At 62.2% G+C, this 13338-nt stretch carries 13 protein-coding genes; 3 read left to right on the forward strand and 10 right to left on the reverse strand.

The genetic code is table 11. From position 1 onward, the window contains the following. Nucleotides 1-139: 139 nt before the first annotated feature. Together FQV27_RS13880 and msrP are read right to left on the reverse strand one after the other, a co-directional pair. Nucleotides 140-694, reverse strand: coding sequence for a protein-methionine-sulfoxide reductase heme-binding subunit MsrQ (locus FQV27_RS13880; RefSeq protein WP_246133110.1), 555 nt, complete (start codon nucleotides 692-694; stop codon nucleotides 140-142). Between the two features lie 50 nt (nucleotides 695-744). Further along, entirely contained in the window at nucleotides 745-1641 is an 897-nt protein-coding gene (msrP, locus tag FQV27_RS13885; protein ID WP_147099599.1) for a protein-methionine-sulfoxide reductase catalytic subunit MsrP, read from the reverse strand. A gap of 31 nt (nucleotides 1642-1672) precedes the next feature. Here msrP and FQV27_RS13890 point away from each other — a divergent pair, with 31 nt between their 5' ends. Continuing rightward, complete coding sequence (locus FQV27_RS13890) at nucleotides 1673-2269, forward strand: hypothetical protein (RefSeq protein WP_147099601.1); 597 nt, start codon at nucleotides 1673-1675, stop codon at nucleotides 2267-2269. Nucleotides 2270-2334: 65 nt separating this feature from the next. Here the strand turns inward: FQV27_RS13890 and clpB are convergent, their stop codons facing one another. From clpB to FQV27_RS13910, 4 genes are all read right to left on the reverse strand, one after another. Next, nucleotides 2335-4971, reverse strand: coding sequence for an ATP-dependent chaperone ClpB (gene clpB / locus FQV27_RS13895; RefSeq protein ID WP_147099603.1), 2637 nt, complete (start codon nucleotides 4969-4971; stop codon nucleotides 2335-2337). A 124-nt stretch (nucleotides 4972-5095) separates the two neighbouring features. Continuing rightward, nucleotides 5096-5359 carry a hypothetical protein gene (locus FQV27_RS13900; RefSeq protein WP_147099606.1) on the reverse strand — a complete coding sequence of 88 codons (264 nt, stop codon included), beginning with the start codon at nucleotides 5357-5359 and terminating at the stop codon, nucleotides 5096-5098. Between the two features lie 24 nt (nucleotides 5360-5383). Continuing rightward, a complete protein-coding gene (locus tag FQV27_RS13905; RefSeq protein WP_147099608.1) occupies nucleotides 5384-5653 on the reverse strand; it encodes a hypothetical protein in 270 nt (89 codons plus the stop codon). Continuing rightward, nucleotides 5653-6546 carry an SPFH domain-containing protein gene (locus FQV27_RS13910; RefSeq protein WP_246133111.1) on the reverse strand — a complete coding sequence of 298 codons (894 nt, stop codon included), beginning with the start codon at nucleotides 6544-6546 and terminating at the stop codon, nucleotides 5653-5655. Before FQV27_RS13910 ends, FQV27_RS13905 begins: the two co-directional genes overlap by 1 nt. Nucleotides 6547-6629: 83 nt before the next feature. Between FQV27_RS13910 and pyrF the strand changes: the two genes are divergently transcribed. Beyond that, complete coding sequence (gene pyrF / locus FQV27_RS13915; protein WP_147099610.1) at nucleotides 6630-7322, forward strand: orotidine-5'-phosphate decarboxylase; 693 nt, start codon at nucleotides 6630-6632, stop codon at nucleotides 7320-7322. On the opposite strand, the gene FQV27_RS13920 is transcribed toward pyrF, so the two are convergent. The 4 genes from FQV27_RS13920 to FQV27_RS13935 all read right to left on the reverse strand — a co-directional run bounded on the left by FQV27_RS13920 (nucleotide 7317) and on the right by FQV27_RS13935 (nucleotide 12583). Beyond that, on the reverse strand, nucleotides 7317-8606 hold the full coding sequence (locus FQV27_RS13920; RefSeq protein ID WP_147099612.1) for a TRAP transporter large permease: 1290 nt from the start codon (nucleotides 8604-8606) through the stop codon (nucleotides 7317-7319). The two genes, pyrF and FQV27_RS13920, sit on opposite strands and share 6 nt — an antisense overlap. 7 nt (nucleotides 8607-8613) lie before the next feature. Beyond that, on the reverse strand, nucleotides 8614-9114 hold the full coding sequence (locus FQV27_RS13925) for a TRAP transporter small permease (RefSeq protein ID WP_147099614.1): 501 nt from the start codon (nucleotides 9112-9114) through the stop codon (nucleotides 8614-8616). Nucleotides 9115-9176: 62 nt separating this feature from the next. Then, nucleotides 9177-10271: a TRAP transporter substrate-binding protein gene (locus FQV27_RS13930; RefSeq protein WP_147099617.1), complete on the reverse strand. Its 1095-nt coding sequence runs from the start codon at nucleotides 10269-10271 to the stop codon at nucleotides 9177-9179. A 23-nt stretch (nucleotides 10272-10294) separates the two neighbouring features. Beyond that, entirely contained in the window at nucleotides 10295-12583 is a 2289-nt protein-coding gene (locus FQV27_RS13935; protein WP_147099619.1) for a cytochrome P450/oxidoreductase, read from the reverse strand. A gap of 95 nt (nucleotides 12584-12678) precedes the next feature. On the opposite strand from FQV27_RS13935, the gene FQV27_RS13940 reads away from it, so the two are divergent. Next, nucleotides 12679-13338, forward strand: a complete 660-nt coding sequence (locus tag FQV27_RS13940; protein WP_147099621.1) for a helix-turn-helix domain-containing protein — start codon at nucleotides 12679-12681, stop codon at nucleotides 13336-13338.

A 13338-nucleotide genomic window follows, 5' to 3' on the forward strand; every position in this document is an offset into this window, starting at 1 on the left:
AACTTTTTCTTCCGCGACCCCTCAGAGCCCCAACCGAACCAGCGTCGCCGTCTCGGTGAGCGGCTATCTAGGCCCACCAAACAAAACGCGCAACCCAATTCGTAAAAGAAATAATACGAAAATCGTAAGTGGCTGATGTTTATATGTATTTTTTGATCCCGCCCATCACTCGGGGAAGGCGCAGCGACAGCAGCAGAAGAATCGCCCCGGCGCAGAACAGCGGCCACCCGGTCCACAGCTTAAGCGCCCAGAGCCAGTGCAGGCTGGCCAGAACTGCTGCAGGATAGATCAGTTTGTGAATCTGCTGCCAGCGAATCCCCAGTCGCCGAATCGAGAATCGGTTCGATGTCAGTGCCAGCAAAAGAAGAATCACAAACGCCGCCATGCCGAAGATCAGGTAGGGCCGCTTGATGACGTCCTTCAGCATCTGCGGCCAAAGCAGCCCCATATCAAACACCATCCACGCCGTAATGTGCAGACAGGCATAGCTGAAGCTCAACAGGCCGATCGCGCGACGAAGATGGGTGGCGTTGATGCGCAGCAGTTTGCGGATCGGGGTAGCAGCAAGAGTCGCGATCAGGAAATACAGTGCCGTGCGGCCAAGGCGGTGTTCGATATCGCGGACAGGATCTACACCAAGCCCACCGTTGAAGGTATCGAAGACCAACAGCGCCAGCGGCAGCGCGCCGGCCACCCAGACGGCCCATTCCGGAACGCGGCGCAGAAAGGCATTTACAGGCTGCATCAATAGTTCTGTGTCAGGTCCATGCCGGCGTAAAGGCTTGCCACCTGATCGCCATACCCGTTGAACATCAGCGTTTCCTGTCGACCGCCCAGCAGGCCCGCGCCGATGCGACGCTCACTCGCCTGGCTCCAGCGGGGGTGGTCGACCTCTGGGTTCACATTGGCATAAAAGCCGTATTCGCTGGGTTGAAGCGACTGCCAGCTGGTGCGCGGCTGGCTGTCGGTCAGTGTGATCTTGACCACCGACTTGATTGACTTGAAGCCGTACTTCCATGGCACAACCAGCCGTATCGGCGCACCGTTCTGGTTCGGCATCGGCTTGTCGTAAAGCCCGGTTGCCAGAATCGTCAGCGGATGCATTGCCTCGTCCAACCGCAAGCCCTCACGATACGGCCAGTCGATGCCGCCACCAGCCTGCGCGCGCATTTCGGACGGGCGCAGCAGGGTTTCGAACGCGACAAACTTCGCGCCCGGCTGTACGCCCGCCTTGTTCAGCACGCTGGCCAGCGGCACCCCCAGCCAGGGAATGATCATCGACCACGCCTCGACACAGCGAAGCCGGTAGATCCGTTCCTCCAGCGCGGATTCGGGCGCAAGGTCCTCGACACCATAACTGCCGGGCCTATCGACCATACCGCCAATTTCGACAGACCACGGATCGGTGGTCAGCGCACCGGCATGGCGCGCCGGGTCTTCCTTGCCAAAGCCGAACTCGTAGAAATTATTGTAGTTGGTGATTTCCTCAAAGCTGTTCGGCTTCTCATCTGTCGAAAAGGCCGACTGCTTTCCACTGAGAGCGAGTGCGGGGCTGGCCGTCACAACCGCCGCACCGGCAATGAAGGCGCGTCTGTTCAGCCAAACGCTTTCGGGGGTGACGTCTGCCCAGCCTAGTTTCATCGCGCTCTCCTGCAAGCCAGCTAGGATCATCATGCCCGAGAAGGCGGGTGGCCACCAAGAAAAGAGTTGTCACAAAAGCGTTTGCGCCATCCTGACGCAGGAACCGGCAAGCAGGTTTGCTGACCTCCGCACAAACGCCGCCAAAAGGGCGCCCCATCAAACCGCATGGGGTATCCAGCAGCAGGAACGTGTAAAATATCCTTTGATAACAACGGAATCGGTAGGGCGAGGGTCTGGTTCCGCGATTGTCAAACTGCTCCGCCAGACAAATGGGGATACTTCAATGCAAAGAATGACAGTTGCCATCGTCTGCGTGGTTTCCGGCCTCATGGCTCATGGTGTCGCCGCCGAGCCGATAATGATCGTCAACGAGCAGCAGTTCCGGGACGCCGTCGTCGGCCGGACGCTGATGCTCGGCGAGAACGAGATAACGGCAAACGCTGGCGGTCAGATCACAGGCACACTCAACGGAGAGCCGATCACCGCTTCGAAATGGGTGTGGGGCCGCGACAAGTTCTGCCGTGCCGTCAGGACGGCGAGTCAGGACTTTCCGTCGGAATGCCAGGGCGTCAGCCTCGATGGCGACAAGGTGATATTCGATGGTGGCACCACCTGGACGATTCGGTAGGCGCGACATCCAACACGAAACACCCCCGCCGGTCGCGGCGGGGGTGCTGACCGTTCAAGCTAAGGTCAGTGGATAGTGGCCTCTTTCGGCCCCTCACCCACAGCGCCCAGCTTGTTGCCTGCACGGCCGACATGGTTGCCAACCAGCAAGCCGTCTTCATTGGCACTGACTTCCACGGTCTGGCCATCCAGCACCTCGCCCGAAAGCAGCATTTCGGCCAGCGGGTCCTGCAAGGCGCGTTGGATAACCCGCTTCAGGGGGCGTGCGCCATAGACAGGGTCATAGCCTTCATTGGCAAGCCAGCTCATCGCCTTGTCATCCAGATCCAACGTGATCTTGCGTTGCGCAAGGCGCTGCTCCAGCAGCCAAAGCTGGATCTTGACGATACCGTCCATATTTTCCCGCGTCAGGCGGCGGAAGATGATCATTTCGTCCAGACGGTTCAGGAATTCGGGGCGGAAATGCGCCCGTACCGCTTCCATCACATCCTGCCGGGCCTGCGTCGAATCGGCGTCGTCCGGCAGATGCGACAGCGCCTGCGACCCGAGGTTCGAGGTCAGCACGATCAGCGTGTTCTTGAAATCGACCTTGCGGCCCTGACTGTCCGTCAGCCGTCCGTCATCCAGCACCTGCAAAAGCACGTTGAACACATCGGGATGCGCCTTCTCGACCTCATCGAACAGGATCACCGAATACGGCCGGCGCCGCACGGCTTCGGTCAGCGCCCCGCCTTCGTCATAGCCGACATAACCCGGAGGCGCGCCGATCAGGCGGGCGACCGAATGCTTTTCCATGTATTCCGACATGTCGATGCGGATCATCGCATTCTCGTCGTCGAACATGTATTCGGCCATGGCCTTGGTCAGCTCAGTCTTGCCGACACCGGTCGGGCCAAGGAACAGGAAGCTGCCGAGCGGCCTGTTCTCGTCACTCAGGCCCGCGCGGGCGCGGCGAACCGAACGCGCAATGGCGGTCACGGCCTCGCCCTGTCCGATCACCCGCTGGCCAAGGATCTGTTCCATCTGCATCAGTTTCTCGCGCTCGCCTTCCAGCATCTTGCTGGTCGGGATACCGGTCCAGCGTTCGACGACCTCGGCGATCTGTTCGGGACGCACGGCCTCTTCAACCATGACGCCGTCGCTTTCGCTGTCCTCCGCCTCGGAAAGCTGCTTCTCCAGACCCGGAATGATGCCATAAGACAGCTCGCCCGCGCGGGCGAGGTTGCCTTCGCGCTTGGCCTGATCCAGTTCCGCCCGCGCACGGTCGAGCTGTTCTTTCAGTCCCCGCGCGCCTTCCAACTTGTCGCGTTCGGCCTGCCAGCGTGCGGTCATCGCCTTGGCGCGGTCGGTCAGGTCACCCAACTCTTTCTCCAGCCGTTCCAGCCGGTCCTTGCTGGCCGCGTCGTCTTCCTTCTTCAGCGCCTCGGCCTCGATCTGCATCTGCAGGATCTGGCGATCAAGCGCGTCGAGTTCTTCGGGCTTTGAATCCACCTCCATCCGCAGGCGGCTGGCGGCCTCATCAACAAGGTCGATCGCCTTGTCGGGCAGGAAGCGGTCGGTGATATACCGGTTCGACAGTTCAGCGGCTGCAACGAGTGCGGCATCGGAAATGCGGACGCCATGGTGAAGCTCGTACTTCTCCTTGATGCCGCGCAGGATGCTGATCGTGTCCTCGACCGTCGGCTCCTCGACCATCACGGGCTGGAAACGGCGGGCAAGGGCCGCATCCTTCTCGATATATTTGCGGTATTCGTCCAGCGTCGTTGCGCCGACGCAATGCAACTCTCCGCGCGCAAGCGCAGGCTTGATAAGGTTCGCCGCATCCATCGCGCCATCGGTCTTGCCGGCACCAACCAGCGTGTGCAGCTCGTCGATGAACAGGATGACCTCGCCGGCCGCGTTTTCGATTTCTTTCAGGACCGCCTTCAGCCGCTCCTCGAACTCGCCGCGATATTTCGCGCCCGCGATCAGCGCGCCCATATCGAGCGCCCAAAGCTGCTTGTTGCGCAGGCTTTCCGGCACGTCGCCGTTGACGATGCGCAGGGCAAGGCCCTCGGCAATTGCGGTTTTACCCACGCCTGGCTCACCGATCAAAACGGGGTTGTTCTTGGTGCGGCGCGACAGAACCTGCATGGCGCGGCGGATTTCCTCATCCCGTCCGATGATCGGGTCGATTTTCCCTTCCTCGGCCGCTTCGGTCAGGTTGCGGGCGTATTTCGCCAGCGCTTCATAGCTGTCCTCTGCACTCGCGCTGTCGGCGGTGCGACCCTTTCGAATGTCGTTGATGGCGCTGTTCAGCGATTGCGCGTTCACGCCACCGGCCTGCAGCGAATCGCGGGCATTCGTGTTCACGATGGCAAGTGCGGTCAGCAGGCGTTCGGCAGGAACAAAGCTGTCGCCGGCCTTCTGGGCGACCTTCTGCGCCTCGTCCAGCACGCGCACGAGCGACGGATCGACATAGACCTGACCATCGCCGCCCTTCACTTTGGGAAGTTTCGCCACCGCCTGATCTGCGGCCTGGCGGACGGCCTTCGCATCGCCACCCGATTTCAAGATAAGATTGCTTGCGAACCCCTGATCGTCATCCATCAGGGCCTTCAGCAGGTGTTCCGGCACGACACGCTGATTTTCCTCGCGGATCGCTATGGTTTGCGCGGCCTGCATGAATCCGCGCGAACGCTCGGTGAATTTTTCCATGTCCATGGACTTCTCCTTCTCAGCCCCCGGTTTTTACGCCGCCCGCAATGGCACGGCGTGGTCCGGGTCTCGTCTGAATAGATGGGAAGGAGGGCCGGGCGCTGCAAGCAGTTCCGCAAGGTTTTCCCGCTTACAAGGTGCTGCGCAGTTGGCGCTTGCATTCAACGGGGCCGCGATCAGATCGACTATACGCGGTAACCCCGCAGGTCTCGCAGCGGAACTCCTTCAGGGTTCGGCGGTCGTCTATGACGTGCCAGCGGCACTTCTTGCGGCGAAATATCCGATACCAGAACGGGTCCAGCCGGTTTGACAGCTCCGCCTGTGTCCGGTCACGCCCCCAAAGCTGCCAGACCAGCAGCGCGGCGATCAGCAGAAGTCCGATCATCAACGGCATTGGCACACCTCGCAGGGCGTCTCGTCAGTCATCGTTGATGTCGCGGTCCCAGATGCGGACCTGACCCTGACGCACGCCCACGACGCGGCGCAGGATAAGCCAGATAATGCCGGACAGCGCAGCGATGACAATCAGCAAGACCGGCAGGCTGGGGGCGAATAACCCGCTTAACAGCGCAAGTCCAACAAGCGCGGACGATATTGCGATACCCAGGAAGATATATCCCGGCACCAGCAGTTCCAACACCGACAGCACCAGACCGACGATCAGCCATGTCCACCCGCTCAGCCACATCAGCGCGAAGCCCCGCGCAGCATCTTGAAGGCATCGCCAAGCGCGTCGGTCAGGCTGGCCGGCAGAAGCACAGTCTGCTTCCCGTCGCCCTGCCCGATCGTCGTCAGCGCATCGACCTGCTTCATGGCGACCTGATACTGCGCGGCTTCCAGCCCGCCCTTCGCGATGGCCTCGGCAATAGCGGTGGTGGCGAATGCTTCCGCTTCGGCCAGTATGCGCTTTGCCTTGGCCTGCTGCTCGGCAGCGTAAAGCTCGCCATCCGCAGCAAGCTCGACCGCGCGACGCTTTCCTTCGGCCTCGGTCACATGGGCGCGACGCGCCCGTTCGGCATTCAACTGCTGCAGCATCGCCGCGCGGGTCGCATCGTCAAGATTGACGTCTAGGATCTCGGCCCGCGTCACCTCTACGCCCCAGTCATCTACCGCATTCGCGACCGACTCCTTGACGCGCTGAATAAGCTGCGCGCGGTTCGACTGGACCTGATCCAGCTCCATCTGGCCGATCTCTGACCTGACGATCCCGGCAACCGTCGTTGCGATTGCGCCGTCAATGTCGCGGATCCGGTAGACGGTCTTTTCAGGTTCCAGAATGCGGTAAAAGACGCTCGTCTCGACCTGCACCAGAACGTTATCCGCGGTTATCGCATCCTGGCTGGAGGTCGGAAGCTGGCGTTCCAGAATAGAGATCTTGTGCCTGACGCGGTCGATGAAGGGGAAAATGAAGTTGATCCCCGGCCCAAGAACCGAACGCAGACGGCCAAAGCGTTCGACCACGTATTTTTCTGATTGCGGCACGATACGCACCGCCATCATCACCATTAGCAGGATCACCACCGCGATCAGGATGAATGTCGCATTTCTGCCAAGAAAATCGGTAATGAACTGGCTTTCCAAAACGGGCTCCGCTAATCGGTTTCGGGTCGTAGATTGAACAGCGACCGCCAGAATATCAAGATAATCCCTGAGAGGAGACGGTGATGGACGACCGACTGATCGTGGCGCTCGACGTGAACAATGCACTCGCCGGACTGGAACTGGCCGGTCGGATAGGCGATGCGGTTTCCTTCTATAAGATCGGGTTGGGGATGCTGACCGGCGGCGGTCTTGCGCTGGCGCAAGAACTGAAGGACGAGCACGGCAAGAAAATATTCCTCGATATGAAGCTTTTCGATATCGGCGCCACGGTCGAGGCCGCGGTACGGGGCCTTGCCCAGTTTGATCTGGATTTCCTGACCGTTCACGGCGACCCGCAGGTCGTCCGCGCGGCCAAGGAAGGGGCAGCGGGGTCGGAGATGAAGATTCTGGGCGTCACCGTGCTGACGTCGCTCGACCGGGCAGATCTGGATGCCTCGATGATCGTGCCGGGCGATATTCATGACATCACCGTGGAACGCGCCGCCCGCGCGTTCGAAGCCGGGGCCGATGGCGTAATTGCCAGCCCGCGAGAGGCGGCGGCGATCCGCGCCCTGCCCCAATCGGCGGGCCGGCTGATCGTGACGCCGGGCGTGCGCCCCGCCGGTGCCGCGCTTGGCGACCAGAAGCGGGTGGAAACGCCTGCCGACGCTATCGCCGCCGGGGCCGATCATATCGTTGTCGGCCGCCCGGTCTGGCAGGCGGCCGATCCGCGCAAGGCAGCGCAGGCGATTCAGGCCGAGCTGGCCGCGCTATAGCCCCGACCAGACCAACCAGGGGAAGATCAGCAGCAGCGCCATCCTCAGTACATCAGCGAGAATGAATGGCAGGATGCCGCGGATGACCGTTTCCTGCTTCAGTCCCGGCGCAGTGGCCTGTACGACAAACAGGTTCATCCCGACCGGCGGCGTGATCAGCCCAATTTCGGCAACGGTCACGACCAGCACCCCGAACCACACCATGTCGAAGTTCAGCGCCAGCGCGACCGGGGCCAGCAGCGGCACCGTCAGCAGGATCATCGACATCGAATCCATGAAGCAACCAAGGATGATGTAGAAGATCAGGATCAGCACCATCACCAGCGTGGGATGCAGACCCGATGCGCCGATGGCATCGGCCAGCATCATCGGCAGGCCGGTGGTTTCCAGAAAGAAGTTGAAGAAGGCGGCACCAATCAGGATCAGGAAGATCATGCCGGTCAGGGCAGCGGTTTCGCGAATGATCTCTCGCAAGACTGGCCCGCTCAGCCCACCCATGACAAGCGCCAGCAGGAAGGCACCAACAGCGCCCACGGCTGCGGCCTCGGTCGGGGAAAACCAGCCAAGCTGCATCCCGCCGATGACCAGCCCGAACAGCAGAACAACCGGCCAGACGCGGCCAAGAAGTGCTACCCTGCGGCCCCAATCCACGCGCTCGCCCGCAGGACCCAGCGCCGGGTTGCGGCGTGTGCGCACGATCACCGCCAGCGCATACAGCACGGTGCCAAGGATGCCCGGAATGATCGCGCCCATGAACAGCGCGCCGATGGGCGTCTGGGTCAACAGCCCGAAGATCACCAGAATGATGGATGGCGGGATCAGCACCCCCAGCGTCCCCCCCGCCGCGACCGAGGCGGCGGCAAGGCTGTCATCATAGTTATATCGCCGCATTTCCGGCATGGCGACGCGCCCAATGGTGGCCACGGTCGCCAGCGACGACCCGCAGATCGCGCCAAACACGGCGGATGCGCCAACGGTCGATACCGCCAGCCCGCCGCGCCACTGTCCGACAAACGCATTGATGACATCGAACAGCGACCGCGACAGCCCGGCATGGGCTGCAAAAACGCCCATCAACACGAACAGCGGAATAACGCTGAAACTGTAGGGAAAGATCGATTCGAACGGTGCGGTCGACAGCACATAGGCTGCCTGATCCAGACCGCCGCTGATCGCGATACCGGCAACTCCAATGACCGCCATGGAAATCGCGACCGGAAAGCCAAGGGCAATCAGGACAAGGGTCAGGATAAAGCCGGTCAGGCCGATGAAGGGCATGGACATGGCGACCTCAATGCGCGGCAGTGCGGGTTTGCGGCAGGTTCAGTAGCAGCCGCAACAGAACGGGGATCAGCGCCAGAACGGATGCAGCGACGCCAAGAAGCAGCGGCAGCCAATAGAACGCGATGGGAATGCCAAGCTGCTGCGACTTGTCGCCCAGCATGACCTGCATCCGATAGGTCGGAATGCATTCAACGAAGATCAGCACCATCAGGACAATCGCCGCGATTGCAGCGATGATCCGCAGCAGACGCGCCAGCCCCTCAGGGATACGTTCCAGCAGGAAATCGACGCCGACATGCGCCGCGACCGAGAACCCCCAGGGGATCGAAAGCCACGCTCCGGCCATGATGAAAAGCTGCACCAGATCGACGACACCCGGCACGGGGGTGCCGATCCGCCTGCCAATTACATCTGCCACACTGACAAGGGCGGCGGCGCAATAGGCAAGTACGCCGATTGCGGCCAAAAACTCTATCAGGCCGTCAACGCGGCGCAGAAACGAAGCCATATCCTGTCCTTCGGAATTTGTCGCGGATCGCGGGGCGCGGGCAGTGCCGCGCCCCATCACGCTTAGTTGGCCGGTTGGGCGGCGGGCTCTGCCGCCGGTTCCGCAGAGGCCGCAGCCGGTTCAGCCGCAGCGGGTGCCGCAGGTGCGCTCGCCTCGAACTCTGCCACCTTATCCTGGAACTTCTGATACAGCGCGTCCGCGTCCTCGACCCCTTCGGACTTCATCGTCTCGATATATTTGTCGATCATCGGCTTCAGCGCCTCGCGCCAGCGGTCGCGTTCCTCGTCTGACAGGACGGTGATGGTGTGGCCCGCGGCTTCGGCTTCTTCCCGGCCAGCGGCGTCCCACTTGTCCCACCAGTCCCCGAATTTCGGCACCAGCGCATCGCCCGAGGCCTGATCGATACAGGTCCGCACGTTTTCCGGCAGGCTGTCATACTTCTTCTGATTCATCACGAAGAAGAAAGACACCGTGTATGCGCCCATATCGAGGTGATCCGTCAGCACCTCGTTCAGACCGAAGCTTTTGACCGGATCCCATGGGAAGACGGTGCCGTCGATCACCTTGCGCTGGATGTTTTCGTAGACCTCGCCCGGCGGCAGGCCCTGCGGCGTCGCGCCAAGGAAGGTCAGCATTTCGGAAACCGGCGGGGATGGCGTGCGGATGCGCAGACCCTTCATGTCCTCCATCGTTTCGACATGCTTGCCGTTCGTGTGCAGAAGCCCGCCATTATGGGCGTGCAGCGCCAGCACCTTCAGGCCGTTATATTCGTCGCCCAGATCGCCTTCGTTATACAGCGACCACAGCGCATGGGTCGCCGCCCCCGCATCGCGGGTCAGGAAGGGCATTTCCACCAGCGAGGTGCGGTTGAAGCGCCCGCGCGGGATGCCTGACAGGCCATGCGCGATGTCCACGACGCCCGCCAGAACCTGTTCCTGCTGCTTGGCGACATTGCCCTTTTGCGTGCCGCCGGGGAATATCTCGAACGTGACCTCGCCGCCGGTGCATTCGGTGACCTGCTTCGTCCACGGCTCGATAAAGTCGGTGTGGATGCCGTGAACGGCGGGCAGATAGTGGCTGAGGCTCAGCTTCGTTTCCGCCAGCGCGGGCGATGCCGCTGCAAGTGCCAGCGTGCTGGCGATGATCGTTTTTTTCATTGGTAGTCCTCCCTTGGGTCTTCCTAGATCTTCAGTTTCAACTTGCCCCTGCCGCGTGAACAGCAGGTGATGATGCGGTCGCCCGCTTCGCGTTCGGACCCGGTCAGGACCCGGTCGCGATGTTCGACCTCGCCCCGCTCCACCCCGATTTCGCAGCTTCCGCACAGGCCCTCTTCGCAGTCGGACGGCACATCCAGCCCCGCCGCGCGCAAGACCTGCAGCAGACTGCGATCTTCCGGAACGTCCAGCACCAGATCGCTGTCAGCGCATTCGACGCTGAACGGCTGTCCCGACGCCAGATCGCCAGCAGATTCATCGGTCGAGAAATGTTCGAAGCGCAGCGTCAGATCCGGGCGTTTGGCGACCAGTTCATCCAGCGCTTCCAGCAGACGCGACGGGCCGCAGGCCGCGATGAAGCTGCCAGACGGTGCAGCATCCACAAGCGCCGCAAGATCGGCGCGCGTCCCTTCGCCGCTGACATGCAGGCTGGCCGCATGATCGTCGGTTGCGCGGTCCAGATATGCCATGCCAGCGCGCGTAGCGCCCGCATAATGGAAGTCGAAATCCCGCCCAAGCGCGCGCAGCCGGTCGGCCATGGCAAGGATCGGGGTGATCCCGATGCCGCCCGCGATCAGGATGTGATGGGCCGCGTCCTCATCCAGCCTGAAATGGTTGTGCGGGCCGCGCACGCGCAGCGCCGCGCCGGGCTTTGCATGGTCGTGCATCCATTTTGATCCACCCCGCCCGGCTTCGTCGCGCAGGACGGCAATGCGCCAGTCGCCCGAATCCACCGGCCCGCAAAGCGAGTAGTTCCGGCTGCCGCCCTCCGGCAGCACGATGTCGATATGCGCACCAGCCGAGAATGACGGCAGCGGCGCGCCCGAGGGGTCTTGCAACGTGATCCCCAGCACACCATCCGCCAGCGGCGTAGCGTCCGCGACGGTCAACTGCCGCACGATTGCCTTGCGATCCGGCGCGCCGACGGGAAAATCGCGGCGCTGATCGCGCAGCGTGGGGTCGCGCCGTTCCGGGTTCTGCGTCACATCCCAGCGGACATGCAGCGCCTCTGGTCCGCGTAGCGAGATATTCGGCAGATAGGTGAAGTCCTGATCGGCCAGCTCGATATGCGGGATACGGCGGCTGATCTCCTCGATAATGATCGCCATTTCCATGCGGCCGATATTCTTGCCCATGCACTGATGCGCGCCATAGCCGAATGTCAGGTGATCGGCCGAGTTGTCGCGCCAGATATCCAGTTGATCGGGGTTTTCGAAATGCCGCGGATCGTGATTGCCGGATGCCATCACCATCAGGATGCGCCCACCTTTCGGGATCGTCACGCCGCCGACTTCGGCGTCTTTCGTTGTGATCCGCCGCCATGCGACCATGGACCCGGAATGACGCAGGCATTCCTCGACCGCTGCGGGGATCAGGGCGGGGTCGTCGCAGATCGCCTGCCACTGGTGGCGATGTGTCAGCAATTGACGCAGCGCATTCGCAGAAGCCAACGCCGTCGTTTCATGCGCCGCCACGATGATCGCCATCATCATCGAATGCAGGTAATTGTCGGTCACGATGTCCGGCATGACGCGGTTCTGCCGGATCATGTCATACATCCAGCCCTGCACATCCTCGCCCGCATCGACCTGCGCGGACATGCGGGCCAGAACTTCGCCGCAATAATTCCAGAACTTCGCCACGCCCTCGGCCACGGCGACCTGCTGTTCGGGCGTCGGGCGCCCCCATGTGTTGACCGTATGCGCGACCGAGAAGCTGCGCAGCCGGTCGATGTCGTCAACCGGCACGCCAAGAAACTGCATCGCGACCGTGAAGGGCACGTCCCACAGCATGTCCTCGACCAGATCGGACTGCCCACGGTCGATGATCGCGTCCATCTTTTCGCGGACCAGCCGGCGGACCATCGGCGCGTGTTCCGCCAGCGCCTCGGGCGCGAAGGCATCCAGCAGCGCGCGGCGGCGGGCCATGTGGACCGGCTCATCCTCGTTCACCAGCGTCCGGTTCATGCCGTAACCTTCGCGCTTCAGCACATCCATCGCTTCGGGCGTGGCGGGGGTGATCTTTTCCAGCGCATTGGCGGGCGAGAAGGTGATATTGTCGCGAAACACCGCCTTGATGTCATCGTAGCGGCTGACAACCCAATACCCCATCGCCTCACTGTAAAAGACAGGCTCGGAGTCGCGGGAAAAGCGCAGCGCCTCGGACGGGTCTTGCTGATAGGCGGGGCCGAACGGATCGAAGCTGCGTGCCTGCGCGGAAAATGGGCAAGACTTGCCTTTCGCTGGTGCGTTCAACTTGGCCTCCCCACCATATTGTCGAATAGTGCACTATCTGTTACTCATACTGTAACGCATCGTTCGGATCCCTGTCAACGAATTGGAATATGGTCATGGTTGCAACGACACTTCAAACGTTGGATCGGGGGCTTGCGGCCCTGTCTTTGCTGGCCGAGGCGCCCGCCGGGCTGAAGCCTGCCGAGCTGGCAGAGCGGCTCGAGGTGCACAAGGCCATCGCCTATCGCCTGCTGTCCACGCTGGAAGCGCACAGCCTTGTTCGTCGCCTGCCGGATGGGCGCGCGGTGCTGGGCACAGGACTGATTCCCTTGGCGTCGCGTGTGGAAAAGCAGCGGCTGGCAGCGGCGGCACCTTTGCTGGCGACGTTGTCAGCGGTGACACGGACGACATCCTGCCTTGTGTTGGCCGATGGCGCGAATGCGGTCGTGGCGCTTGTCCATGAAGGCGGCGACGGCTTCTTGCGTGTCACTTACCGCCTTGGCGTCCGCCACCCGCTGACACGCGGAGCACCGGGTCTTGCCATACTGTCAGGCCGCCCCCCCAGTGACGACGAGCCGCCGGGCGTCCAGCAGGCGCGCGAACAAGGCTATGCCCTGACGCGCGGAGAGCTTCAGCCGGGCGCGGTCGGCATCGCCGCCCCCGTCCCCGCCGAAGGGATCGAGGCCGCCGTCTCGGTCGTCGCCTTGCAGGAACTTCCGCCCGATGCCGCGCAGCAGGTGGTTTCATGCGCCGACGCAATCGGCGCGCTTTGGTAG

It is taken from the genome of Paracoccus aurantiacus (assembly GCF_007993065.1).
Classification (GTDB): domain Bacteria; phylum Pseudomonadota; class Alphaproteobacteria; order Rhodobacterales; family Rhodobacteraceae; genus Paracoccus; species Paracoccus aurantiacus.

Excerpts from the sequence above, each read along its gene's own strand:
- msrP (WP_147099599.1), bottom strand. The coding sequence starts at position 1,641 with ATGAAACTAGGCTGGGCAGACGTCACCCCCGAAAGCGTTTGGCTGAAC.
- FQV27_RS13890 (WP_147099601.1), top strand. The coding sequence starts at position 1,673 with ATGCCCGAGAAGGCGGGTGGCCACCAAGAAAAGAGTTGTCACAAAAGC.
- clpB (WP_147099603.1), bottom strand. The coding sequence starts at position 4,971 with ATGGACATGGAAAAATTCACCGAGCGTTCGCGCGGATTCATGCAGGCC.
- FQV27_RS13900 (WP_147099606.1), bottom strand. The coding sequence starts at position 5,359 with ATGCCGTTGATGATCGGACTTCTGCTGATCGCCGCGCTGCTGGTCTGG.
- FQV27_RS13905 (WP_147099608.1), bottom strand. The coding sequence starts at position 5,653 with ATGTGGCTGAGCGGGTGGACATGGCTGATCGTCGGTCTGGTGCTGTCG.
- pyrF (WP_147099610.1), top strand. The coding sequence starts at position 6,630 with ATGGACGACCGACTGATCGTGGCGCTCGACGTGAACAATGCACTCGCC.
- FQV27_RS13920 (WP_147099612.1), bottom strand. The coding sequence starts at position 8,606 with ATGTCCATGCCCTTCATCGGCCTGACCGGCTTTATCCTGACCCTTGTC.
- FQV27_RS13925 (WP_147099614.1), bottom strand. The coding sequence starts at position 9,114 with ATGGCTTCGTTTCTGCGCCGCGTTGACGGCCTGATAGAGTTTTTGGCC.
- FQV27_RS13930 (WP_147099617.1), bottom strand. The coding sequence starts at position 10,271 with ATGAAAAAAACGATCATCGCCAGCACGCTGGCACTTGCAGCGGCATCG.
- FQV27_RS13940 (WP_147099621.1), top strand. The coding sequence starts at position 12,679 with ATGGTTGCAACGACACTTCAAACGTTGGATCGGGGGCTTGCGGCCCTG.